The following is a 24,459-nucleotide window of genomic DNA, read 5'->3' on the forward strand; positions in this document are numbered from 1 at the left end:
CTGCCCGAACGCGGCGCGGATACGACACTCTGTCACGGCTCAGGGCAGCGTGAGGCTGCCCTCCACCCTCTGCAGGACACCGAGGTAGTTGAACGAGCCGAGCGCGGCGGTGCTGAGCACGCTGCTCAGGTAGAAGCGTGGCGTCGCGGTGTTGCCGCTGGCGCCCTTGGGCCGGAAGTTGATCGTCGCCACCGGCACGAGCCCGGTGTTCGGCGAGAGCGCCACCCCGGTGAAGCTCAGCTTGCACTTGCAGCCCCCGGTGGCGTTCGTGATGTTCGACGACCCGCCGCCACTGGCGAAGACCAGCGAGTGATATTCCAGGACCGCCGGGTCCCACACCAGTGAATCCACCACGTAGCTCCCCAGCGCCTCGGGCCCCGAGGTCTGCGGGATGTCCTGGCTCAGGTTGAGGGTCACCACGAGCGGGTAGGCGGCCAGGCCGGCGTTGAAACCGCCGAAGGCGCTGGTCCAGGTGATCGGCGTGACCGCCGCGCTGACCGTCACCGGGGCCTGGTCGGTGGCCGTGGCACCCTGATTGTCGGTGATGGTCAGCGTGGCCGTGTAGCTCCCCGCCGCGGCATAGCTCTTCGATGGGTTGGCCTGCGTGCTCGTGGTGCCGTCGCCGAAGGTCCAGCCGTAGCTGGCGATGCTGCCATCAGGATCCGACGAACCGGCGGAACTGAAGCTGATCGCCTGGCCCGCCGTGCCGGTGTACGGGCCGCCCGCCTGGGCCACCGGGCCCTGGTTGCCGCCGCCGGCCCCGGTGGCGAAGGTGTCTTCCACCACCCGGAACAGGGTGTCCAGGGTGACGCTGCCCGCCGCGTCCGCGATCGCCGCGATGCTGGTCCCGGTGATCGAGGAGCCGTTCCCGATCACGGTGAACGTGAAGCGCGCCGCGGACACCAGGCCCGTCGGCGGGGTGGCGGAGGTGGTGAAGTTGAGCCAAGAGATCTGGCCCGGCGTCCCCGTGCTCACCGTCAGGTTGTTCATCTGGGTCGGGGCGGGGGCGGTGCTGCTCACGTACTGCAGCACCGAGGGATTGAAGGTGGTGATCGCCTGCACCGCGCCGACGTTCTGGGAGGGCTGGGCCGAGGCGTCGAGGGTGATGTCGAGCGTGACGGTCTGGCCGCTGGAGGCGGTCTGCGGGGTGAATACGTTGCGGTAGGTGAACGGCTGCGCCCCGCCCCCCCCGCCCCCGGTGACGGTCACGGTGGCCTGGTCCGTCGCCGTGGCGCCCTGGTTGTCGGTCACCGTCAGGGTGGCGGTGTAGGTCCCCGCGGTGGCGTACACCTTGGAGGGGTTGGCCTGGGTGCTGGTCGTGCCGTCGCCGAAGGCCCACCCGTAGCTGGCGATGTTCCCGTCGGGGTCGCTGGATCCGGCCGAGCTGAAGCTGATGGCGCTCCCGGCACTGCCGGTGTACGGGCCGCCCGCCTGCGCCACCGGGTTCTGGTTGCCGCCGCCGGAGCCGGCCCCGACCGTGAAGGTGTCCTCCACCACGCGGAACTGGGTTTCGAGGGTCTGACTGCCATCGAAGTTGCCGATGGTCGCGATGCTGGATTGGGTGCGGGCGGTCTGTCCCGTGCTTCCCGCCACGGTGAAGGTGAACCGCGCCACCGGCACCACGCCCGTCGGCGGCGTGCTGCCGGTGCTGAAGTTGAGCCAGGTGATGGTGCCGGGGGTCCCGGTGTTCACCGTGAGGTTGTTCATCAGTGCGGGGGCCGGGGCGGTCGCGCTCACGTAGGTGAGCACCGCCGCGTCGTATTGCAGGCTCGCCTGCACCGCGCCCACGTCCTGCCCGCTCACCGCCGACAGGTCCAGGCTCACGTCGAGCGTGATGGTCTGCCCCGCCCCGGCCTGCGACGGCGTCCACACATTCCGCAGGATGAACGGCGCGTTCGGATTGCCGCCGCCCCTGGTGGGACACGACACCGCGAAGCTGACGGTGTCGGCGGAGAGCGGGGCCACCTGCACGCTCCGGCTCGCCACGCCGGACAGCAGGCAGGGTGCCTCCACATCGCTGATGGTGACCTCGTAGTCGCCCGGGCGCAGGTTGGCGAAGCCCTGCACGCCACCGAAGCCGCTCAGCGTGGTCGCCCCCAGGGCTGGCAGGGTGTCCCCGCTCACGATCCCCACGTAGTCCACCCGGTACCCGTCGGTATCCACGCTGTCGCCGGTGACGGTCACGCGCGCGGCCATCCGCCCGCGGGTGGGGTCCACGCACGACAGCGAGAACCCGATGCTGGTCCGGGTATTGAGGCCGGTATCCGCCACCACGGCGGTGCGCACGGAATCCCCGGCGGTGAAGGAGCAGGTGGGAAGCACGTCGCGCAGGGTCACCGTGTAGGTGCCCGCCGGCAGCGGGGAGAGCGTCTGCTGCGCCACCGATCCGAGTGCAATCGAGGTATCCAGGGGGCCGCTGATGTCCACCCGGTAGCCGTTGGGATCCTCGGCCCCCTGGGCCGTGCCCTGGAGCGCGGTGGACAGGACGAGGCCCGGAAGCGGGGGCGTGAGGGCGCCGGCCACGGTGCTGGGGCGGGATCGGTCGCCCACCTGGTCCACGGTGAGGATCCGGTAGCCGTAGTAGGTCTCCGGCGAGAGGCTCCCGTCGAAGTAGCTGGTGGCGCTCGGCGCCACCTCGGCCAGGAGCCTGAACTCGCCGTGCAGGTCCACCCGCCGTTCGATCCGCAGCAGCTGCAGGTCGGTCACCCCCGACGGGAGCGTCCATTCCAGCCGGATCGTACTGAGGTTGAGTGCCGTCGCACGCACCTCGGTCGGGGCATTGGCGCCGCCGAGGCCGAGTGATTCGCCGGCGCCACAGGCCCAGGCCACCAGGGCCAGGCCGAGGAGGGCCCACGGGCGGCGCCAGGACTTAGAAGACATCATAGGTCACTCCGACCGACCAGGAGGTGCCGATGGGCGCCCGGCGGGTCTGCACCCGGTTGCCGGAGCCCTCGAGGACCCAGCGGACCTGCTGGCCCGTCAGGTTGGTGCCGGAGACCGAGATCTTCATCGGCCCGAACCCCTGCTGCACCTTGGCGTCCAGGCTGTACCGGGCGCGCTCCAGGACGTTGGCCGGCCGGACATCGGGCTGCGACGGCTGGGCCCCGCCGTACCGGGCAATCCGCGTATCGAAGAAGTTGTACAGCAGCGAGATCGACGTGCGGGACGCCTCGTTGGCCCACGACAGCGAGCCGTTGAGCAGCAGCGGCGACTGTCCCTGCAGCCCCAGGCCCTTGGAGCCGCCGAAGCGGATCGGGTCGAGCGTGACCTCCGACTGCAGCATCGTGGCGTTGACGCCCACCGCAAGCCCACCCAGGAATCCGGGGAGGAAGTCGAGCGCGCGACGGCCCTCGAGCTCCACCCCGTAGTTGCGGGCGGTGCCGCCGTTGGCCGTGAAGGAGGTGCACACGTTGGCCGACTCCTGGATGACCTCGACCAGCGGGTCATCGAACCTCTTGTAGAAGCCGCTGATCGCGAAGAGCTCCGCGGGCCGGGGATAGAACTCCCAGCGGGCGTCGAGATTGAGGATCCGGGCGGGCCGGAGCCCGGGATCACCCGTGATGTCGCACTCGGAGCCGATCGGCACGTAGCGGTCGTTGACCAGCTCCCGCGGGTCGGGGCGCACCACCGAGCGGAAGCCGGCCAGGCGGATGTTGATCCGGTCGCTGAGGGACCAGGTCAGGTTCGCCGACCAGAGGTAGTCCCAGGGGCGGAGCCAGGTCACCGAGTCGGGGGCCTGCCGGCCGCCCTCGAAGACGTTGAGCCGCCAGTGCTCCACCCGCAGCCCCCCCACCACCCGCACCGACGGCAGCAGGGCCAGGTCGGCCATGCCGTAGAAGGCGGTGAGGTCGTCGTCCGAGGCGTAGGCCCCGCCGAAGTCGAGCGCCTGCCCCGTGAGGACGCTCCCCATGTTCTCCGGCGCGAAGAGCCGCTCCGGGGGGAGGCTCAGGATCGCCTCGTCGGTGGTCTGGGTGCGGATCTGCGTGTAGGACGACGTGAAGGTCCGGGGCTTGTCCCGCAGCAGGCCGCCGAACTTGAGGATCGCGTCCGATTCATGGCGCAGCGAGAAGGGCACCGTCAGGTCCGCCTGACCGGTGCGGATCTGGTCCTCGAGGTCGCGGGTCTGGAAGACGCTGAACTGGGACAGCGTCGGCAGCCCGGTATTCTTGATGTAGTTGGCCCGCCGCTGATCAGGCTCCCGCCGCCGCGCCAGGGCCAGGGTGCCCTTCCACTCCAGCCGGGAGCCGGCCAGGAACCCCAGCACGTGCTCGCCGGAGAGCTGCGACTGCATCAGCTCCCGCTCGACATACTGCACGCCATAGGTGTCGAAGATCGTGCTGTTCTCGGTGTTGTAGCCGGAGCCGTTGCTGAGGATCTCCTCGGCGTTCCGGGTGTAGAGGTTCTTCCAGCCCAGCTTGCTGCTGCTCCCCAGCCGGATGGAGAGGTTGGCCAGGGCGCCGACCTCGACCTCCGCGGCGCTCTCGTCGAGCACCCGGCCGTTGCCGCCCTGGCCGTCCTTGTTGGGGATGTAGGCGAGCAGCTTGCCGGGCGTGTAGCTGCGCTTGTTGCCGTAGGTGAGCGCGGCCGAGAAGCCGATCGGGAGGGCCTCACCGAACTGGCCGCCGATGTTCAGCGACACGCCGAGGTTGGGCGCCGCGTCCACCCGCCGCCCCGTCCACACGTTGCGGTAGGACTCGAGCGCGCGCTCGTTGAGGCGGCCGGCGATCGCGTCCGCGTTGGGGCGCCGCCGGGCATCGCCGAACCCGAAGAAGTCGCTGGTGGTCCGCGGCGCCTGGGCCATCGGCTGGAACGTGGTCAGGCTGTTGAACCCCTGGGACACCCCGACCTGCATCACCCAGTTCTCGGGGAAGTCCTTGGTGCGGATCTCCACCGACCCGCCCGCGAAGTCGCCCGGCTTGTCGGGCGTGGCGGTCTTGGCGGTGACGATCGACTCCAGCAGGCTGGCGGGGAAGATGTCGAGTGGCGCCACCTTCTTGAGGGGCTCCGGGCTCGGCAGGTCGGCGCCGTTGAGCGTGGTGTTGCTGTAGCGTTCGTTGAGGCCGCGGACCAGCACGAACTTCTTGTCGAACACCGTCACCCCGGTGACCCGCCGGATGACGTCGCTGCCGTCGGAGTCGGGACTGCGACTGATCGCCTCGGCGCTGATCCCGTCGCTCACGCCGGGAGCGGCCTGCTGCGCCGCGAGCAGCCCCGCGTCGGTCTTGGGGGCGGAGGGCACCGCGCCCTCGACCGCGAGTTCCTCGAGCTCCACGGCCTTCACCGAGAGCGCGAAATCCACCGTGATCGTCTGGCCGGCGATCACCTTCACGCTGTCCCGCCGCGTGGGGGAGTAGCCGATATAGGCCGCCAGCACGGACTGCAGGGTGGCCGGCACGGCCGCCGTCCGGTAGCGCCCGTCCAGGTCGGTCTCGACCACGCCCGGGATCCCCACCACCGAGACCCGCACCCCCTGGATGGGCCGGCCCGTCTCCCGGTCGATGATCCGTCCCGTGACACGACCGGTGGGCACCGGGGCCTGGGCGGCGGGCGCAGGGGTCGGCGCGGGCGCCGGCTCCTGGCCTTCCGCCGGCACGGCGGAGAAGAGCAGGAACAGCGCGGTGGTCGCGGGGAGGACAATCCGCATGGGGATTCGCTCGGGGCAGCGTGACGGGTGCGCCAGCATGATGCCGGAACCGGCGCGTGACGCCGGCCGGCGGAAGGCGAGGTAGTATCGCGCCCCCATGCGGGACTTCCAGCCCGATGCCGTCACGAGCTGGTCACGAGGAAGCGATGAGGTTCGTGACCCGCCGCCGCGTCACTCATGCTGGGCCAGGAGCGTGTCGGGCGGCGCATCCACCCGCCTCGCGTCGACGGGAACCCGTCCGGCGAGGAACCCGCGGACCGCCTCCTCGACCACCGCCGGCGAGCGCACCCACGGGAACAGCGCGCTGCCCGGCACCACCAGCAGGTGGCTCCCCGGCAGGCGCCCCGCCCAGCCGCGGGCGCCCCAGGCGAGGATCGGGGAGCCATCGCCGAGCAGCACCAGCGCCTCGCCCCCGAGGCGGGGGATCGAGTCCCACCAGTTCCAGGTGCCGATCGCCTGGTAGAACCGGCGCTGCTCGCCTTCGCGCGCGAGCAGCCGTGCGGGATCGCCGGCGCAGACCGCCGGGGCGAGCGCACGGACCACGGCAGGGTCGGTCTCCTCACTGGGTGACAGCGCGAAGCCCCAGTAGGCCCGGCAGTATCCCGCGGGGTCGGTGGTGTCGGCGCGGGCCGCGCGGGCCAGGCCGTGCCGCCGCTGGGCGGCGGTGTCGTGGGGCTGCCGGATCAGCTCGAAGACGAAGTTGGCCCGCTGGGGAAAGGGGGCCAGGAGGACACTGCGCGTCAGGTGCCCGGGAAAGCGCAACGCATGCTTGAGCAGCACCGCCGTGCCCCAGTGATGGCCCACCGCCGCGAAGCGTTCCAGCTGGAAGTGCTGACGCACCGCCTCGAGGTCGGTGGCGTCGGTCTCCAGCCGGAGCGCATCGGCGGAGCGCACCGCCGGCGACTCCCCCCGCCCGCGCAGGTCGAGGAACAGCAGCGCGTGCCGGTCGCCGAGCCGGCCGAAGGCCTGCTGCAGGTAGCCGACGCCAAGCATCGGGCCCCCCGCCAGGAAGAGCACCGTGTCGGGCCCCGCACCGACCATCCGGTAGTGCAGGGAATCCCCGCCAGGCACCGCGATCATCCCCTCCGCCGCCAGCGGCGGGGCCGGGGCGCGACAGGCAAGCAGGGCGAGGGCCAGGAAAGTGAGCAGGGCGCGGAGGCGTCCGCGGTCCGGCGGCAGGCGGCGTGACATGCGAGAAGGGTACGCGCCGCCGTCACGTGCCCGTCACGCCGGGAGACAGGATGCGGTAACGGCCGCTAGTAGCGGTAGCGGAACCCGGCCAGGGCCCGCGGCCCGGTCGGCCACCAGAGGATGCCGGCACGCAGGTCGAGCGCCGAGGCCAGGGGAATCGTCACCAGGCGGCCGGCACGATCCGGAATCCGGAGCGGCATGGCGGCACGGGGATCGACCACGAGGGCCGCGGCGGGGGGGCGGGCGGTGCCCTGCCCCGCCAGCATGGCCCGCAGCCGGATCGCGGCCACTCCGCGCTGGAGGGTGCTGCGCGCGACGGAGTGCTGCGCGGCGGCCGGGATGGCCAGGAGCAGCAGGAGCAGGGAGAGGAGGAAAGGACGCACCATGCGAGCAGCATGGGCCCGGCGCATCACGTCCCGATGACGGCCGCGTCAGGGGCCGATGACGCCACCGGCCCGGTCAGCCGCCGGAGAGAATGCGATAGACCCACTCGACCGCGCGCCGGTAGGCCTCGGGCACGCGGGACTCCGGGAAGGCGATCTTCCGCGCGAGGAGCTCGACCCGCTCCCAGTCGGCACGGTCATACGCCACCGCCAGGCCGAGGGTGTCCGCCAGGTGATTGTCCCCGCCCAGGAGGGCGTGGCGGATGTCGTCGCTCACGGCCATCTGTTCCAGCACCTGCTCCAGCGGCCGGTCGAGCAGCGCGTCGAGGGTGGAGAGGAGTCCGGTCAGGAACAGGTCGGCCACGGTCTCGGGCAGCGCCCCCTCGGCGCCGAGCTCCTCGCAGAACTGGGCCCGGACCAGGCTGGTCACCACCAGCTCCACCGGCTTGTCCTCGCCGATGAGGGTGAGCGCCACCAGCGAGGCCCACTTCCGGGTGGGCCGCTCCCCCAGGACCCGCAGCGCCTGGCTGATGGTGCTCACCTCGTGCCGCCAGCCGAAGCCGGCGGAGTGGAGGTAGCGCAGCAGCTTCACCGAGAGCGCCACCTCCCGCTTGATGAGCGCCTCGAGTGCGTCGAAGTCAAGCTCGGGGCGGTTCACCTCCTGGATCAGGCGGACCAGGTTGGCCTTGACCGGGGTGACGTCCTTCCCGGTGACCATCTCCGGCTTGCAGAAGAAGTAGCCCTGGAACAGCTCGTAGCCGGCCTGCAGCCCCTCGTGGAACTCCTCGTAGGTCTCCACCTTCTCGGCCAGCATCTGGATGCCGCGCGGCGCGAAGCGGCGCACCAGCTCCGCCCGCTCGGCCCCCCGGGTGATCAGGAAGTCGATCTTGATGACGCTGGCGTAGGGCAGCAGCGCCTCGTACTCGGGGCGGAAGACGAAGTCGTCCAGCGCCAGCCGGTACCCCGCCCGGCGCGCGGCCCCGCAGGCCGCGGCCACCTCCGCGTCGGGCTCGATCGTCTCCAGCACCTCGATCACCGCCTTGGCCGGCGGCAGCACCGCCCAGTGTTCCTTCACCAGCACGTCGCGGGAGGCGTTGAAGAAGGCGGGCTTGTCGCCCACCAGCGCATCGAGCCCGAACCCCAGCAAGGTCGTGTCCATCATCTGGAGCGACGCCTTGTTGGGGTCGTGCTTGCCGAAGACGTTCTGCAGGCTCGAGCGGAACAGCAGCTCGTAGCCCACCACGTTCCGCCGCCGATCGAAGATTGGCTGCCGGGCGACGAAGATGTCCACGGGCGGTCAGATATGGGCGAGGGAAGGCAGCGCCGCGGCCATCTCGGCGGCGCCGGCCCAGCGGTCGGCCCGGTCCTTGGCCAGCGCGCGCTCCACGACGGCGGCGAGGGACTCGGGGGTGTCCGGCCGCAACGGACGGATGTCGGGGACCGGCGCGGTCTGGTGCCTGGTGAGCACCAGGTCCTCGAAGGGATCGTCGTAGGGCGGGTGGCCCGCCAGGCACTCGAAGAGCACGCAGGCCAGGGAATAGAGGTCCGACCGCGGGTCGATGCCGTCGAAGCCGGTGATCTGCTCGGGGCTCATGTAGGTGGAGGTCCCCACGGCAAAGCCGCTGCGGGTCAGCCGGTCGGAGCCCGCCGCGGCCACCGCCTTGGCGATCCCGAAGTCCACCAGCACCGCGCCTTCCGGGGAGACCACGATGTTCTCCGGCTTGACGTCGCGGTGGACAATGCCCCTGGCGTGGGCAGCGCCCAGGGCGCCGCAGAGGTCGTGGGCCAGCCGGACCGTGTCCGCGACCGGCACCCGGCGCACCCGTTCCAGGTGCTGGCGCAGCGAGGGTCCCGGCACGTACTCCATGACGTACCACAGCAGCCAGTCCCCCTCGCCGTAGTCGAGCAGCCGGGCGATCCGGGGGTGACTGAGCTGGGAGGCAAGCTCGATCTCGCGCAGGAAGCGGTCGGCGGTGATGCTGGCGGCGAGCTGCGGGTGCAGCACCTTGAGCGCCACCGGGGCGCCCCCCGGCGTGTGCGCCAGGAAGACCCGGGCCGCGCCGCCCCGGCCGACCTCGCGCTCGATACTGTAGCGCCCGGTCAGGGCCTGCCGCACCAGCGGGAGTAGATCGCGGGCCATGCCTGCTCCGCGGTGAATCCTGAGGGGGAATGGGTAAGTAGGGGGAGGTGACACGGGGCCGCAAGGGGCCCTTCCAACCCCTGACCTCCCGACGCGGTCCAACCCGCATACCCCGACCCGGAGTCTCCGCATGCGTGCCGCCTTTCCCGCCCTGTTGCTCCTGGCCCTGCCCCTCGCCGGCCAGGGGGCCAGGAGCTATGCCCTGTCCGGCGAGTCGGTGGCCGTCTACAACATCGCCGGCGTGGTCCGCGTGGAAGGGGGCCGTGGCGGGGCGGTCACGGTGGCGGTGACCCCCACCGGCGCCGATGCCGGCCGGCTCTCGGTCGAGACCGGCGACCTCCGCGGCCGCACCACCCTGCGGGTCGTCTACCCCGGGGACCGGATCGTGTACCCGGCGCTCGGTCACGGCTCCAACTCCAACTTCACCATCCGCCCCGACGGCACCTGGGGCGACGGCGACCACCGCTGGGGCCGCGGCGAAGGCCGCAAGGTCACCATCCGGGGGTCCGGCGACGGCCTCGAGGCGGCGGCCGACCTCACCGTGAGCGTGCCGGAGGGGCGCCGGGTGGCGATCTACCTCGGCGTGGGGCGCATCGAGGCCACCAACGTCAACGGTACCCTGCACCTCGACGCCATGAGCGGCGACGTCATCGCCCGTGGCACCCGGGGCAGCCTGAGCATCGACACCGGCTCGGGCGACGTGACGGTGACCGGCGCCAGCGGCTCGCTGTCCCTCGACACCGGCTCGGGCGACGTCGAGGTCTCGGACATGAGGGAAGGGGACCTCACGGTCGACACGGGGAGCGGGGAGGTACGGGCCCGCGACATCGCCGCGCGCACCCTCGCCATCGACACCGGGTCGGGCGACATCCGCGTGGAAGGGACCCAGGTCCCCGACGCCACCCTCGAGGCGGGCAGCGGCTCGATCTGGATCTCGCTCACCGGGACGCTGGCGCGCCTGCATGTGGAGACCGGGTCGGGCGACGTCACCGTGCGGCTGCCCGAGTCGGTGAACGCCACCGTGGACCTCGAAACCGGCAGCGGCGACCTGGACCTGGCCCTCCCGCTCCAGCTGGTCCGCAAGTCGGAGGGAGAGATCCGCGGCACGCTCGGCGATGGTCGCGGCCGGATCGAGATCGAGACCGGTTCGGGCGACATCAGCCTCACCCGCTAGCCCGGCTCAGGGGGCGGCGAGCACCCGGCACTGCACCGTGGCCTCCACCCGCACGCCGGTCTCGGTCGTCCCCACCAGCCGAAGCACCGCCCCCGCCCCGCGTCGTTCCACCACGGCGCTGGGCGGGGTGTCTTCCCGGACCGAGCGACCGTCCACCACGTAGCTGCGGCCCGTGGGCAGGTTGCCCACGTTCACGCTCAGCTGGAAGGCGCGAGTGGTGCCGGTGTCGGCGTCGACCTGGAGCTGGACCGCCGTGATCCCCAGGGAGTCGGACGGGTCGGTGTAGAGGTTGGCCCAGCTCGGGGCGGCGCCTCCCCGGTAGGTGCAGGACGGCGGGGTGGAGAACACGTCGTACACGCCGCCATCGGGCCCCCCGACCAGCACCAGGTGGATCACCGTGGCCGCGTCGCGGGCCAGCACCTCGGGATCGGGCGGGGTGGCGATCTCCAGGTTGGGAATCTCCACCATCGAATCCGCGACCGCCGTCCCGCGCTGGCGCGCGCTGGCCCGCAGCGCCTCCACCCGCGCGCCCCACGCGGCCACCTGCTCCGGCGTGCGGATGCCGTTGCGGGCCAGCAGCCAGCGCAGCACGCCATCGGTGGTCGCCACCGGGAACACCACGTACACGAACACCAGCAACCCGGCATACACGAGGCCGCGGTTGTAGGGGCGCAGCTCGTATTCGGGCCGGTCGAGCGCGGTGAACACCGCCAGCACCACCGACCCGATCCAGCCCATGGTGAACACGCCCACCGGCACCAGCACCCCGGTGATGAGCGGCCGCGGGTCAGTGGCGCCGAGCAGCGCGATCACCCGCGAGAGCCCCAGGAGCGCGGAGCCATACACCACGAGGCAGACCCCCAGCGCCAGCCCGGGCTGCCCATTGTACAGCTGGCCCAGCCCGGGCAGCAGCAGCGACAGCACGCCCGCAATCGCGGGATTGCGCGCCCGGATCTCCCCCTCGCTCATGGGCTCCTCCTTCAGGTCCCGGGGTCGCCGGGGACCGCCGCGGGGGCCAGGGCCGCGGCCAGACGCGCAAAGGCGCTGTCCCCCTCCACCCCCTGCATCAGGGAATCGAGCGCGGCCACCGAGGCCCGGATGTCCGCGCCGTGGCGCTGGTACCACTCCTCGAACAGCTCCAGCCGGGTGCGGTAGATCCGCGCCGCCACCAGCCGCGCGTTGTTGACCGGCCGATCGGCCATCGGGCCGATGGTGTAGGTGCGGAGCTGCCGGCCGACCGTCCCCTCCAGCTGCTCCCGCGCCCAGCGGCCGAGCGCGGCCCGGCCGCTGTCGACCGCGGCGGAATCGGGCGCCACCCGGTAGAGGGCATCGAGCCGGTCGGCGAGGGTGGTGTAGTAGCCGCTGAGCACCACCTCGTCGAGCCAGCGATCGGCCGCCTGCTGGGCCGCCGCCTCCGAGCCCCGCCGCCGGAAGAACGCCTCCGCGGCCCGGTACCCCGCCAGCTGGGCAAAGCTCTCGTTGAACGGCGTGGCGCTCTTGAGGTAGAGCGTGTTGTGCGCGATCTCGTGCAGCACCGTGGCGGCCAGCTCCACCGAGTCACGGCTCATCGCGGTGGAGTACAGCGGGTCGTTGAACCACCCGAGCGTGGAGAAGGCGCCCGCCGGCCGCAGGTAGATGTCGTAGCCCCGCTGCTCCAGGCGGCCGGCCTCCCGCCGCGCCATCGCGGGGTCGAAGAACCCCTTGTACGGGATGCGCCCGACGATCGGGTACTTCCAGAGGTAGGGGCAGAGGCAGTTGCGCGGGCTGGCGGAGAGCACCAGCAGCAGCGTGTCACGACCCACGTCGGCGTAGGTGGTGTACGTCTCCCTGGCCTCGTAGCCGATCTCGGCGGCGAAGTTCCGGGCGTCGAGCACCAGCTGGAGCTGGGCCCGGGTCTCCGCCGGGGTGTCGGCGCGACCCAGGATCTCGGCGATCGGGGTCCGCGCCTCGAGGATCTTGGTCTGCTCCAGCCCGGCGCGGGTGAGGTAGCGGACGTCCTCGCTCGCCACGTAGGCGGTGCCATAGCCGGCGATGAGCGCCCCGGCGAGGATCAGGAGGATCATGCAGCCCTTTCGGCGCATCAGAGGGTGAAGCGCAGCCCCAGGCGGTGGACCTCGCGGCCCAGCCGGGTCCGCCGCTGCCAGGCATAGTCGATGTTGAACCGGCTGAGCACCAGCCCGGCCCCGAGGGAGATCTCCTTCTGCCCCGAGCCCTCGGGCGGGGCGCCGTATCCCACCCGCCCCACCAGCCCCACCCCGCTCAGCACCGCCCCCGCCTCGACCCCGATGACGGTACGCCGCGCCGCCCGCGCCTGCCACACCACCTCGACGGTGCCGAGCACCCGGGCGGTGAGCTGCGGATCGGTGAAGTTGAAGGCGAATGCCGCATGCTTGCTCACCGGCAGCAGGAGCGGCCCGCCGGTCACCCGCCAGCTCTCGAGGTTCCGCACCGAGAAGGCCAGCGTCATCAGGTCGAAGACGTGGATCCCGAGCCCGGCATCGAGCGCGGCGGTGCGGCGGGTGTCGCCGGTGGAATCCTCCAGCGACACGTAGCGGAGGGTGCTGCCGGCGGCGATGAGGCCCACCCGGTACACCGCCGAGGCGGTCCACTGCAGGTTGTCCACCACGGCGGAGGAATCACTGAAGCGGAGGTAGTGGATGCCCCCGCCGAAATCGAACTGCAGGAACCGGAACCCCGCCGCCGCGAAGCCCTCGAGCGAGCCATCAGGATAGCGCTGGGCCGCGCCCTCGATGGCGATGTTGCGGATCGTGGCGAGTCCGGCCGGGTTGAGGAACGTGGCGCTGGCATCGCCGTTGAGCGCCACGCTCGCGCCCCCGAGGCCGGCGGAACGGACCGAGATGGGCAGGGTGAGGATGAGCGGTGCCAGCGGCGCCTGGGCCTGGCCCGCCAGGCCGGCGGGCAGCAGCAGCGCGAGCAGCGCCCGCCGCGCCGCCCGGTCGATCAACGAATCCTCAGCACCGCGTACTGCGGCTGCACCGCCCCGGCATTCTCCACCGACAGGCTGAGCGCCACCGCGGCCGCGTCGCCGGGCTGGACCACCCGGACGTACGTCCCGGAGCCGCCACGCAGGGTGCCGGCGCCGGCGTACCCCGGCCCGGCGGTGGAGTCGGGGAAGAGCGGATAGGGGCCCGGGAACACCTGGTCGAACGCCACCGCGAGGTTCCAGCTCTTGAATCGGAGCCGCCCGCTCGGCTCGGTGAAGCCGGTGACGGCCTCACCCCCGTTGGCCAGGTGGAACTGGCCGGCCAGCGTGGCGAAGGTGATGCCGGGCTGGAAGAGCTGGGCCGCCGCGACCGCCGTGGCCGCGCCGGTCGTGGCGAGGCCGCCGGCCTGGTCGGCGCCGAGCAGCCGGCGGGTGATGTCGGTGCCGAGCAGCGTGTCGGTGGGCGACTGGTCGGCCAGCCAGCGCACGAAGAGCCAGTTGGCGCCCCGCTCGCGGAGGGTGCCGCCGGACGTCCCCGGCTCCACCAGGTAGGTGACCTCGGGCGCGGTCAGGTAGTCGTAGGCGTTGAGCAGGTTGCCGGCCGCGAACTGGTCCAGGCAGTTGTTGGCGGTGCAGCTGGCGTTGTTGGCCTGGCGCCCCCCCAGCTCTTCCGCGTAGTGCGACAGCCCCTCGTTGAGCCAGGTCTCCTCCGCGGCGCCGCCCCCGAGCAGGACGTGGCGGTTGAAGCTGATCATGTGCTGGAACTCGTGGATCAGCGTCGGCGGCAGCAGGTCGAGCACCCGCGCCTTCGCGGCGCAGATGGGCTTCGAGGGGTCGGGCACCAGGCCGTAGAACACTTCGCCATCATTCGAGTGCGCCTGGCCCGGCAGGAGGTCCAGGCCGAAGAAATATCCGACGATGATCTGCCCGGTGGTCTCGCAGTTGGGCGAGAGCGCGTTGACCTGGTCGGTCAGCAGCACGGCCACGATCCCGTTCCCGTCCACGTCCGACTCGCGGCCGAAGGCGGTGGTGTCGAAACCATAGAGCTGCTGGTCGAAGAGGTCACCGAAGCCGGTGATGTCGGCGCCGCTCAGGCCCCCCGAGGGAACGGAATCATCGAGGTAGAGCGCCACCCGGCCCCCCACGTACTGCGCGGTGGCCGCCACCGTCACGAACGAGGTGCAGCTGGTGGTCTTGCAGACCTCGAAATCGCGAGTGGAGCCCACGGTGGGGGGCACCAGCGCGCGCGGGGCGCGGTATCGCCCCAGCTGTGCCGCCGGGCTCCGCGACAGCGCCCGGTCCCGGGCCCGCAGCATCTGGTGGAACGACTCCGGCTCCGCCGGCGGTTGGAAGGCGGCCAGCCGCGGTGAAGGTTCCGTGGTGCCGCGCAGCGCCGCGAAGTCATCGGTCACCCCGCGGAGGCTGAACGACCCCTTCACGCCGTTGGTCGTCTCCTGCCCGTTGGCCGAATAGGCCACCACCAGGTACTCGGCCCCCGCCGGATCGGCGGCCGGGAGCCGCAGGCAGCCGTTGGACGCGGTCGGGTCCACGATGGCATGCCCCCCCACCGCGAGGGTGGTGACGGTCACCCCGTCGCAATCGACCGTGGGGGTCACCGGATCGGACCCGCCGCCGCACGCGGCCAGCGCGAGGGCCGACAGGGACAGGGACAGCAGCAGCGGTGGGCGAGCGGAGCGTCGGGTCATGGAAGGTGGGGGTAGAGTGAAGGCAAGATAAGGCGCCACAACGGCTTTTGACAATCATATCACCCGCCGATACCTTGTGGCCGTGACCCGTGACCATTGGCTCGAACAGGTGCGGTTTTCCGCGGATGGACTGGTCCCGGTCGTGGCCCAGGACCGGCGGAACGGGACCCTGCTGATGCTGGCCTGGGCCGATCGGAACGCCCTCTCCCGGACCCTCGAGACCGGCCAGGCGCACTACTGGAGCCGCAGCCGCCAGGCGCCGTGGCGGAAGGGCGAGAGCTCCGGCCACACCCAGCGGGTGGTGGAGATCCGGCTCGACTGCGACGCCGACACCGTCCTCTACCGGGTGGAGCAGGAAGGACCGGCCTGCCACACCGGGGCCCCGACCTGCTTTTCCACCGTAGTCCGCCCGGATGGCAGCACCGCCGCCGGCGCCGATCCCGGCGGGCACCTGCTGGGCCGCCTGGTCACCACCATCGCCGCCCGCGCCGCCGAACGGCCCGCCGGGTCGTACACGGTGCAACTGCTCGATCACGGTGTGGCGAAGGTCTCGCAAAAGGTCGGTGAGGAAGCCATCGAGGTCGTGGTGGCCGCCAACGCGGAGGGCGGTCCCCGCCTGGCCTCCGAGGCCGCCGACCTGCTGTTCCACCTCCTGGTCCTGCTGCAGGCCCGGGGTGTCGCGCTGGATGACGTCCTGAAGGTGCTCGAAGCAAGGGAGAAATAGGCCGCCAGGCAGCGCGTGGCCCGCCCCCTCGACCCCCGATCGAGTCGCCGAGTCGCCGCGCCGCCGAGCCGCCGAGCCGCCATGGCCTTCGTCCACCTCCACACCCACTCCGAGTACTCCCTCCTCGACGGCGCCAACCGCATCCCGGAGCTGGTCCAGCACGTCCAGTCACTCGGCATGGACAGCCTGGCCGTCACCGACCACGGCAACATGCACTGCGCCTGGTCGTTCTACGAGGAGGCGAAGGCCAAGGGCCTGCGCCCCATCCTGGGATTCGAGGCCTACCTGGCGTTCGGGCCGCGCACCTCGATGCAGAAGCCGTCGTGGGCCCCCGCCCAGTACAGCCACCTGGTGCTGCTGGCCCACTCGCGCACGGGGTACAGGAACCTCATCAAGCTTTCCTCGATCGGGTACCTCGAGGGCTTCTACCGGCGGCCCCGGATCGACAAGGAAGTGCTCGCCGCGCACAGCGAGGGCATCACCGGCCTCGCCGCCTGCCTGTCGGGCGAGATCGCGCTGTTCCTGCGCCAGGGCAACTACGAGGAGGCGAAGAAGTCGGCCGAGTGGTTCGCCCGCACCTTCGGTGACCGGCACTTCTGGCTCGAGGTGCAGCTGCACGGCATCCCCGAGGAGCAGGGCGTCAACGAGGGGATGTTCCGCCTGGGGCAGGAGCTCGGGCTCGGGGTGGTGGCCACCAACGACGCGCACTACCTGCGCCGCGAGGACGCCGAGGCGCACGACGTGCTGCTCGCCATCGGCACCGGCGCGGAGCTCGACGACCCCAAGCGCTTCCGGTTCACCGGCGAGGAATCGTACGTCAAGTCCGAAGCCGAGATGCGGACGCTGTTCAGGGACCACCCCGAGGCGCTGGAGAACACCCAGGCGGTCGCCAACGCCTGCGAGTTCAGCTTCGAGAAGAAGTACTACGTCCCCGCCTTCCCCCGCCCCGAGGGGCTGACCGAGGAGGCGCTGCTCGAGACCCTCGCGACGCAGGGCGCCGCCACGCGGTACGGCACGCCGCTGCCGCCGCCGGTGCAGGAACGGCTGGCCTATGAGCTCGGCGTGATCAACAAGGCCGGCTACGCGGGCTACTTCCTGATCGTGCAGGACTTCATCCAGGCGGCGCGCGACCGCGGCATCCCCGTGGGTCCGGGCCGCGGCTCGGCCGCCGGCTCCCTGGTGGCCTACGGGCTCGGCATCACCAACGTGGACCCGCTCAAGTTCGACCTGCTGTTCGAGCGCTTCCTCAACCCCGAGCGGGTGTCGATGCCCGACATCGACGTGGACTTCTGCTTCGAGCGCCGGGGCGAGGTGATCGAGTACGTCCGGCAGCGCTACGGCAAGGCCAGCGTCGGGCAGATCATCACCTTCGGGACCCTCAAGGCGCGCGCCGCGGTGAAGGACGTGGCCCGCCTGCTGCGGATCCCCCCCGGCGACGCCGACAAGCTCACCAAGCTCATCCCCTCGGGCCCGGCGTTCGCGCTCGGCGTCGAGGAGGCGATGGACAAGGTCAAGGAGTTCCGCGAGCTGGTGGAGACCAGCCCGCAGTACGAGCGCTGCGTGCAGCTGGCCAGCCGCATCGAGGGGATCAGCCGGCACGCCTCGGTGCACGCCGCCGGCGTGGTGATCGCCCCGGGCCCGCTCGCCGACTACGTGCCGGTGTGCACCGCCCCCACCAAGGGCGCCGGCCAGTCGGCCGAGGGCGAGGACTCCATCATCACCCAGTTCGAGATGGGGCCGCTCGAGAAGGTCGGCATGCTCAAGATGGACATGCTCGGCCTCAAGACCCTCACCGTGATCCACGACGCGGTAGCCATGGTGCGGGAGCGGCACGGCGTCGCCCTCGACATGGACACGCTCGACCTCGAGGACGCGGGGGTCTACAAGCTGCTCCGCCAGGGCCGCACCGCCGGCGTCTTCCAGTTCGAGTCGCCGCTGGCCACCGAGACCCTGCGCAACATGAAGTGCGACCGGTTCGACGACCTGGTCGCCTCCAACGCGCTGCTCCGCCCCGGCCCGCTCGACACCGGGATGCACCTGGTGTTCATCAAGCGGAAGCTCGGGCAGGAGCCGGTGAGCTACCCGCACCCGAGCCTCAAGGACGTCCTCGAGCCCACCTACGGCGTCATCACCTACCAGGAACAGGTGATGCGGATCGCGAACGTGCTGGCGGGCTTCAGCCTCGCCGAGGCCGACGTGCTCCGGAAGGCGGTGGGCAAGAAGGACGCGGAACTCATCCGCAAGGAGCTGGGCACCTTCGTGGAGCGCGCGGTGGCCCTCGGCCACCCCCGCAAGCTGGCCGAGGACCTGGCCCACCAGATCGAGACCTTCGGCCGGTACGGGTTCAACAAGTCGCACTCGGTGGCGTACTCGGTGCTGAGCTACCAGACCGCCTGGCTCAAGACCTACTACCCCGCCGAGTTCATGGCTGCGCTGCTGTCGTCGGAAATCGGCAGCACCGACAAGGTGGTGCAGTACATCAACGAGGCCCGCGAGCTCGGTCTCGAGGTGCTGCCGCCCGACGTCAACGAGTCGGGGTTCAAGTTCACCGTCATCGGCGAGCGACGCATCCGCTTCGGGCTCGGGGCGGTGCGGAACGTGGGGCGCGGCGCCATCGAGTCCATCATCGCCGGCCGGCAGGCGGCGCCCTACACCACGCTGCCCGACTTCGCCCAGCGGGTGGACCTGCGGCTGTGCAACAAGCGGGTGCTGGAGTCGCTGATCGCCGCCGGCGCCATGGACGGGATGGGCGGCCACCGGGCCCAACTCACCCACGCGCTGGACGAGGCGCTCCGCGAGGCGCAGCTGCTCCAGCAGGAGAAGGAGGCGGGGCAGGCCTCCCTGTTCGGCGATGCGCCCGAACAGGCCCCCCGCCCCACCAGCGGCGTGCTCGCCGACCTCCCCGCCTGGACCGAGCAGGAACGCCTGGCCCGGGAAAAGGAAGTCATCGGCTTCTTCATCTCCGGCCACCCGCTGGAGCGGTTCCGGGCGGAGGTGGAAGTCTTCGGCTCCCGCACCACCGCCACGCTGCACGAATGGAGCGAGCACCAGGTGACGCTGGCGGCCGTGATCACCCAGGCCAAGCGGCAGATCTCCAAGAAGACCGGCAAGGAATACGCGCGGCTCATCCTGGAGGACTTCCATGGAACCGCCGAGGCCATCGTCTTCCCCGACGCCTGGGCCAAGCTCAACTCGGTGATCAAGGAGGACCTGGCGGTGCTGCTGACCGGCGGGTACAGCGCCCGGGACCGGGGCGAGGACCGGGCGCCGTTCGTCATCGAGGCGGCCCGGCCGCTCGAGGACCTCAAGGGCTCCGGCGCGCTGGGCCTGGCGCTGCGCTGGAAGCTGCCCGAGGCGCCCGCGCCCGACCTGCTGCAGCAGGCGGTGGCCCTCTGCACCCGGCACCCGGGGCCAGTCCCGCTCTATATTGAATGGAGCGACGGCAACGGCGAGCGGCTGCGGGCGCGCTCCCGGCGGGTGCGGGTCACCGCGGAAGAAGAACTGGTGTCGGGCCTCCGGCGGCTGCTCGGGCCCGAGGCCGTGGCGTTCGTCAAGGCTGGCTGAGGAGCCCTCATGGCATCGAACTACTCGCTGGATTTCGAGAAGCCGCTGCAGGAGCTGGAGCGGCAGATCGAGGACCTGCAGAAGCTGGGTGAGGAGCGACAGATCGACGTCTCCGAGGAGGCGCGGCTGCTCCAGGTCCGGCTCAACACGCTCCGGTCGGAGATCTACCACAACCTCTCCCCCATCCAGCGGGTGCAGGTGGCGCGCCATCCGCGCCGCCCCTACACGCTCGACTACCTGAGCACGATCTTCACCGACTTCATCGAGCTCCACGGCGACCGGCTCTTCCGCGACGACCCCGCGATCGTCGGCGGCTGGGCCCGCCTGGCCGGCACCTCGGTCATGGTCATCGGGCACCAGAAGGGCCGCGACACGAAGGAGAACCTCAAGCGCAACTTCGGCATGGCCCACCCCGAGGGCTACCGCAAGGCGCTGCGCCTGATGAAGCTGGCGGCCAAGTTCGGGGCGCCGGTCGTGACGCTGATCGACACCCCCGGCGCCTACCCTGGACTGGGCGCTGAGGAGCGGGGCCAGTCGGAGGCCCTCGCGCGGAACATCCTCGAGATGGCCGCCCTCCCCACCCCGATCGTCGCCGTGGTGATCGGCGAGGGGGGCTCCGGCGGCGCCCTCGCGCTCGGCACCGCCGACCGGATCCTCATGTTCGAGAACTCGGTCTACTCGGTGATCTCCCCCGAGGGCTGCGCCGCCATCCTGTGGAAGGATGCCAGCCAGCGCGAGCGCGCGGCCGATGCCCTCAAGATCACCGCGCAGGACCTGCTCAAGTCCAAGCTGGTGGACGAGATCATCCCCGAGCCGATCGGCGGCGCCCACCTCGACCCCGAGGCCACCGGCGAGGCGCTGCGCGAGGTGCTGATCCGCCACGTGAACGAGCTGCGCAAGGTCCGCCCGGAGAAGCTGGTCCGCCGCCGCGCCGACAAGTTCGCGGCGATGGGCGCGTACTCCGAGGCGTGATGCCGCAGACCATCGAGGTCCGTTTCAAGGGGATCCGCCGGGACTTCTTCCTGTGGCCCGACGCCCATGATCCGCTCCGCCTGAGCGAGGCGGTGATCGTGCAGGCGGAGCGGGGCCTGGATTTCGGACGGGTCCACACCGCCGGCGCGGCGGCCGAAGCCAAGTGCGGCACCAGCTGCGGCGGCTGCGACCGCGGCACCGCGGACAAGACCCCGCTCGTCGCGACCGGCGAGGCCGGCGAGGCCTTCCCCGGCGCCGACCCGGTTCCCTCCGAGGCACCGGAACCCGCCGAGCCCGCCGAGCCCGCCGAGCCGCCAAGCCGCCGAGCCGCCGAGTCGTCCACCCTCCGCCCCGTCCTCCGCCGCGCCAATCCGGACGAGATCCGTGCCGCCGACGATCTCCGTCGCCAGGAGGAGGAGGCCCGGCGGCAGGTGGCCGAGAAGATCCGGCACCACAAGCTGGAGATGAAGGCGAGCGACCTCGAGTGGCAGTGGGACCGCAGCAAGCTCACCGTGTTCTTCACCGCCGAGAAGCGGGTGGACTTCCGCGCCCTGGTGCGGGACCTCGCCGGCATCTTCCGCACCCGCATCGAGCTGCGCCAGATCGGCGTCCGCGATGAAGCCGCGCGCCTGGGTGGCGTGGGCCGCTGCGGCCGCGAGTACTGCTGCTCCACCTGGCTCGGCGAGTTGAGCCCGGTGAGCCTGGCCCTCGCCAAGGACCAGCACCTCTCGCTCAACCCCACCCAGATCTCCGGCGGCTGCGGCCGCCTGCTCTGCTGCCTCAAGTACGAGCACGAGTTCTACGTGGCGGCGCGCAAGCGCTTCCCGCGCGAGGGCAAGGCGATCGCCACGGCCCGCGGCCGGGAGAAGGTCATCGCCGTGGACATCTTCCGCGAGCGGGTGTTCCTCCGCCACGACGAGCAGGGCTCCCGCATCATCCCGCTGCTGCAGCTGCGCGAGGAGATGGAAACCGCGCCCTCGCTCGAGGCCCTGGCCGCGCAGCCCGCGCCACCGCCACCCCGCCGAGAGGCGCGGGAACGCCCCGGCGCGCCCTCCGGACCCCGGCCCGAGCGTCCCCGCGGCGAGCCGCGGCCGCCGGCCCCGGAAGGGCGGCGGGAGCGGCCACCGGAGCGCCCGTCGGAGCGCCCACCGGAGCGCGGTGCCGGTCGCCCCGAGCGCCGCCCCGGCCGCGAGGCCCCTGGACGACCGCCCCGCGGTGATCGCCCCGCCACGCCCCCGGCCCCGCGGCCGCCGACGGCGCCCGCACCGGCGCCGGCTCAGCCCCAGGCCGACCCCGCCGCGGGCGGACCCGGCGACCAGCCGCGCAAGTCCCGCCGCCGCCGCCGCGGCCGGCGAGGCGGGCGCGGCCCCGCCGGCGAGAGCGCCGGTCCCTCTACCCCGCCCGAGGCCTGAGTGGCGCGCTTCTTCATTACCACCGCCATCGACTACGCCAACGGCGATCCCCACATGGGGCACGCCTTCGAGAAGATCGGCGCCGACGCCATCGCCCGGTACCGCCGACTCCGCGGCGACGAGGTCTGGTTCCTCATCGGCATGGACGAGCACGGCCAGAAGGTGGCGCAGGTGGCCCAGGACCGGGGCGTGTCCCCCCAGGCGCTCACGGACGAGATCGCCGCCACCTTCCTCGCCACCTGGCGCGACCTCGGCATCTCCAACGACCAGTTCATCCGCACCACCGCCGCCGAGCACAAGGCCGGGGTGACCGACCTGATCGAGCGGATCTTCGCCCGCAACCCGGACGACTTCTACGAGCGCCGCTACCGGGGGCGCTACTGTGTCGGCTGCGAGGCCTTCAAGACCGACGCCGACATCGTCGACGGCAAGTGCGTGCTGCACCCCACGCGCGTCCTCGAGGACGTCGAGGAACGGAACTGGTTCTTCCGGCTGAGCCGCTACCAGGGCTTCCTCGAGGACCTGCTCGAGCGGAACCCCGACTTCGTGCAGCCCGAGATCCGGCGTAACGAGATCCTGGGCCTGCTGCGCCAGGGCCTGGAGGACGTCTCCGCGAGCCGCAGCCGCGTGACCTGGGGTGTCCCCTTCCCCCGCCCCACCACCGATGGTGAGGCGCAGACCACCTACGTCTGGTTTGACGCGCTTCCCAACTACTGGACCGCCTCGCGCTTCAGTGGCTCGGGCGCCAGCTGGCCGGCCCAGCTCCACGTCGTCGGCAAGGACATCACCCGGTTTCACTGCGTGATCTGGCCGGCCATGCTGCACGCGGCCGGCGAGGCGCTGCCGGACCGGGTGTGGGCCCACGGGTTCATCTACTTCGGCGGCGACCGGCTCTCCAAGAGCGCCGGGGTGCGCCTCGACCTGCGCGACGCGATCACCCGGCACGGCCCCGATGCCCTGCGCTACTTCCTGCTGCGCGAGGTCGGGTTTGCCAACGATGGCAGCTTCACCTGGGAGCGCTTCGATGAGCGCTACACCTCCGACCTGGCCGATGGCCTCGGCAACCTCGCGAGCCGCACCCTGGCCATGATCGAGAAGTACCGCGGCGGCCGGGTCCCGGCCGGGGAGTCCACCAGCCTCGATGCCGCGGGAGCGGAGGCGGTCGCCCAGTACCGCGCCGCCATGGACGCCCTGGACCTCCGGGGCGGGGCCGAGGCCGCCTGGGAGCTGGTCACCGCAGCCAACCAGTACATCGTGCAGACTGCCCCATGGGCCCTGGCCAAGCAGGGGAAGGACGGGGAACTCGACGATGCCCTCCATGCCCTGGCCGGCTGCCTGCTCCGCCTGGCCGTCCTGGTCTTCCCGTTCATGCCCGCCAAGGCCGGGGAGCTCTGGGGCTACCTCGGGCAATCCGCGTCGCCTGCGGCATCCTGGGCGCAGGCTGAGGCACCGCAGGGAGTTGGCGCCCAGGTACGCAAGCCTGAAGGACTCTTTCCCCGGCCTGCCCCTACAACTCCTTGACAGTCAAGGAGTTGTACGTGACAAATCTCACTTGACGGCCCCGGTACCCAGGGGCATGTTATCCCGCCCTCGCCCGGCCCATCGGCCGGGCCCCCCATTCAGGCACGGGACTTTCATACCGACGGGGTATCCCGTCGATAATGGGTGTCAGTATGCCGCCACGGAAATGGACGCTGGTTGTCGTGCCGCCGGGCTCCGGCGCCTCGAGAATGATCGAGGTGTCGCAGCGCGTGCTGAAGGCCGCGACCGGCATCGCCACCGTGGTAGCCCTCCTGGCGCTGCTGCTGGGCTACGGCGCGGTCTCGCGGTCGGTGGACCTGCGGCGCAGCGCGGAGCTGGAGCGGCAGAACGCCGCCCTGGCCGAGGAACTCACCCACCTGCATGGTGAGCTCTCGACCCTGAGCGACACCCTCCGCACCATCGCCGAACGCGACGCGCGCATCCGCCTGCTCGCCAATCTCGAGCCCAACGACCCCGGGGTGCAACTGGCCGGCATCGGCGGCCCGCGCGGCCGCGACTCCGCCGGCAAGTGGCAGGACCGCTACGGGACGCTGGGACGCCGCGCCGCGGAGGTCCGGGTGGACCTGGGTGCGCTGATCCGGCGCGCCAACCTGCTGGCCGCCTCCTTCGATGAGGCGAGCGATTCGCTGGCCCACCATCGCGACCGGCTGGCCGCCATGCCGTCGATCATGCCGACGGCGGGCTGGCTCTCCAGCGCCTTCACGTCGATGCGCGAGCATCCGATCCTGCACATCGCCCGGCCGCACGAGGGCATCGACGTCACCGCCCCGATGGGCGCGCCGATCCAGGCGCCCGCCGGCGGCACCGTGGTCTCCGCGGGCTGGGTGAGCGGTTACGGCAACGTGATCGAGGTGGACCACGGCTACGGCATCGTGACCCGCTTTGCGCACTGCTCCAAGCTCCTCGCGCAGCGCGGCCAGCGGGTCAAGCGCAACCAGGTCATCGCCGAGGTGGGCAACACCGGCCTCGCCACCGGCCCGCACCTGCACTACGAGGTGCACGTCAATGGCAAGCCGGTCGACCCGCTCCGCTACGTGCTCCCCGACGTCGTGGTCGACTGACC

At 71.5% G+C, this 24,459-nt stretch carries 16 protein-coding genes and 2 pseudogenes; 7 read left to right on the plus strand and 11 right to left on the minus strand.

Annotated elements, in window-relative coordinates:
* Positions 1-39: 39 nt before the first annotated feature.
* The 7 genes and pseudogenes from IPJ95_15825 to IPJ95_15855 form a co-directional block, all read right to left on the minus strand.
* The gene (locus tag IPJ95_15825; GenBank protein ID MBK7925072.1) at positions 40-951 is read right to left on the minus strand and encodes a PKD domain-containing protein; all 912 of its coding nucleotides are present in this window, start codon (positions 949-951) and stop codon (positions 40-42) included.
* A gap of 249 nt (positions 952-1,200) precedes the next feature.
* A pseudogene (locus IPJ95_15830) lies at positions 1,201-1,593 on the minus strand (PKD domain-containing protein).
* A gap of 1,276 nt (positions 1,594-2,869) precedes the next feature.
* Positions 2,870-5,644 (minus strand): carboxypeptidase regulatory-like domain-containing protein, encoded by a 2,775-nt coding sequence (locus IPJ95_15835; GenBank protein MBK7925073.1) that lies wholly within the window; start codon positions 5,642-5,644, stop codon positions 2,870-2,872.
* A 171-nt stretch (positions 5,645-5,815) separates the two neighbouring features.
* Positions 5,816-6,835: an alpha/beta hydrolase gene (locus tag IPJ95_15840; protein ID MBK7925074.1), complete on the minus strand. Its 1,020-nt coding sequence runs from the start codon at positions 6,833-6,835 to the stop codon at positions 5,816-5,818.
* 65 nt (positions 6,836-6,900) lie between these two features.
* Positions 6,901-7,221 carry a hypothetical protein gene (locus tag IPJ95_15845; GenBank protein ID MBK7925075.1) on the minus strand — a complete coding sequence of 107 codons (321 nt, stop codon included), beginning with the start codon at positions 7,219-7,221 and terminating at the stop codon, positions 6,901-6,903.
* A 73-nt stretch (positions 7,222-7,294) separates the two neighbouring features.
* Positions 7,295-8,509 (minus strand): HDOD domain-containing protein, encoded by a 1,215-nt coding sequence (locus IPJ95_15850; protein MBK7925076.1) that lies wholly within the window; start codon positions 8,507-8,509, stop codon positions 7,295-7,297.
* A 6-nt stretch (positions 8,510-8,515) separates the two neighbouring features.
* The gene (locus IPJ95_15855; GenBank protein ID MBK7925077.1) at positions 8,516-9,358 is read right to left on the minus strand and encodes a serine/threonine protein kinase; all 843 of its coding nucleotides are present in this window, start codon (positions 9,356-9,358) and stop codon (positions 8,516-8,518) included.
* 130 nt (positions 9,359-9,488) lie between these two features.
* Between IPJ95_15855 and IPJ95_15860 the strand changes: the two genes are divergently transcribed.
* The gene (locus IPJ95_15860) at positions 9,489-10,532 is read left to right on the plus strand and encodes a DUF4097 family beta strand repeat protein (GenBank protein MBK7925078.1); all 1,044 of its coding nucleotides are present in this window, start codon (positions 9,489-9,491) and stop codon (positions 10,530-10,532) included.
* A 6-nt stretch (positions 10,533-10,538) separates the two neighbouring features.
* On the opposite strand, the gene IPJ95_15865 is transcribed toward IPJ95_15860, so the two are convergent.
* Genes IPJ95_15865 through IPJ95_15880 form a run of 4 tightly spaced genes read right to left on the minus strand, consistent with a single transcriptional unit; the run spans position 10,539 to position 15,182 of the window.
* Complete coding sequence (locus IPJ95_15865; protein ID MBK7925079.1) at positions 10,539-11,501, minus strand: hypothetical protein; 963 nt, start codon at positions 11,499-11,501, stop codon at positions 10,539-10,541.
* An 11-nt stretch (positions 11,502-11,512) separates the two neighbouring features.
* Complete coding sequence (locus tag IPJ95_15870) at positions 11,513-12,595, minus strand: aminopeptidase (protein MBK7925080.1); 1,083 nt, start codon at positions 12,593-12,595, stop codon at positions 11,513-11,515.
* A gap of 17 nt (positions 12,596-12,612) precedes the next feature.
* Complete coding sequence (locus IPJ95_15875; protein ID MBK7925081.1) at positions 12,613-13,497, minus strand: hypothetical protein; 885 nt, start codon at positions 13,495-13,497, stop codon at positions 12,613-12,615.
* On the minus strand, positions 13,494-15,182 hold the full coding sequence (locus IPJ95_15880; protein MBK7925082.1) for a hypothetical protein: 1,689 nt from the start codon (positions 15,180-15,182) through the stop codon (positions 13,494-13,496). Before IPJ95_15880 ends, IPJ95_15875 begins: the two co-directional genes overlap by 4 nt.
* A gap of 76 nt (positions 15,183-15,258) precedes the next feature.
* Here IPJ95_15880 and IPJ95_15885 point away from each other — a divergent pair, with 76 nt between their 5' ends.
* The 6 genes and pseudogenes from IPJ95_15885 to IPJ95_15910 all read left to right on the plus strand — a co-directional run bounded on the left by IPJ95_15885 (position 15,259) and on the right by IPJ95_15910 (position 24,457).
* On the plus strand, positions 15,259-15,906 hold the full coding sequence (locus IPJ95_15885) for a bifunctional phosphoribosyl-AMP cyclohydrolase/phosphoribosyl-ATP diphosphatase HisIE (protein MBK7925083.1): 648 nt from the start codon (positions 15,259-15,261) through the stop codon (positions 15,904-15,906).
* A gap of 81 nt (positions 15,907-15,987) precedes the next feature.
* A complete protein-coding gene (gene dnaE / locus IPJ95_15890; GenBank protein MBK7925084.1) occupies positions 15,988-19,470 on the plus strand; it encodes a DNA polymerase III subunit alpha in 3,483 nt (1,160 codons plus the stop codon).
* 9 nt (positions 19,471-19,479) lie between these two features.
* Positions 19,480-20,442, plus strand: coding sequence for an acetyl-CoA carboxylase carboxyltransferase subunit alpha (locus IPJ95_15895; GenBank protein ID MBK7925085.1), 963 nt, complete (start codon positions 19,480-19,482; stop codon positions 20,440-20,442).
* Positions 20,442-21,353: pseudogene (locus IPJ95_15900) on the plus strand (hypothetical protein). Before IPJ95_15895 ends, IPJ95_15900 begins: the two are co-directional and overlap by 1 nt.
* Before the next feature lie 501 nt (positions 21,354-21,854).
* A complete protein-coding gene (locus IPJ95_15905; GenBank protein ID MBK7925086.1) occupies positions 21,855-23,375 on the plus strand; it encodes a methionine--tRNA ligase in 1,521 nt (506 codons plus the stop codon).
* A 230-nt stretch (positions 23,376-23,605) separates the two neighbouring features.
* The gene (locus tag IPJ95_15910; GenBank protein MBK7925087.1) at positions 23,606-24,457 is read left to right on the plus strand and encodes a M23 family metallopeptidase; all 852 of its coding nucleotides are present in this window, start codon (positions 23,606-23,608) and stop codon (positions 24,455-24,457) included.
* The last annotated feature ends 2 nt before the right edge of the window (positions 24,458-24,459 follow it).

It is taken from the genome of Gemmatimonadota bacterium, assembly GCA_016713785.1.
Lineage (GTDB): Bacteria > Gemmatimonadota > Gemmatimonadetes > Gemmatimonadales > GWC2-71-9 > JADJOM01.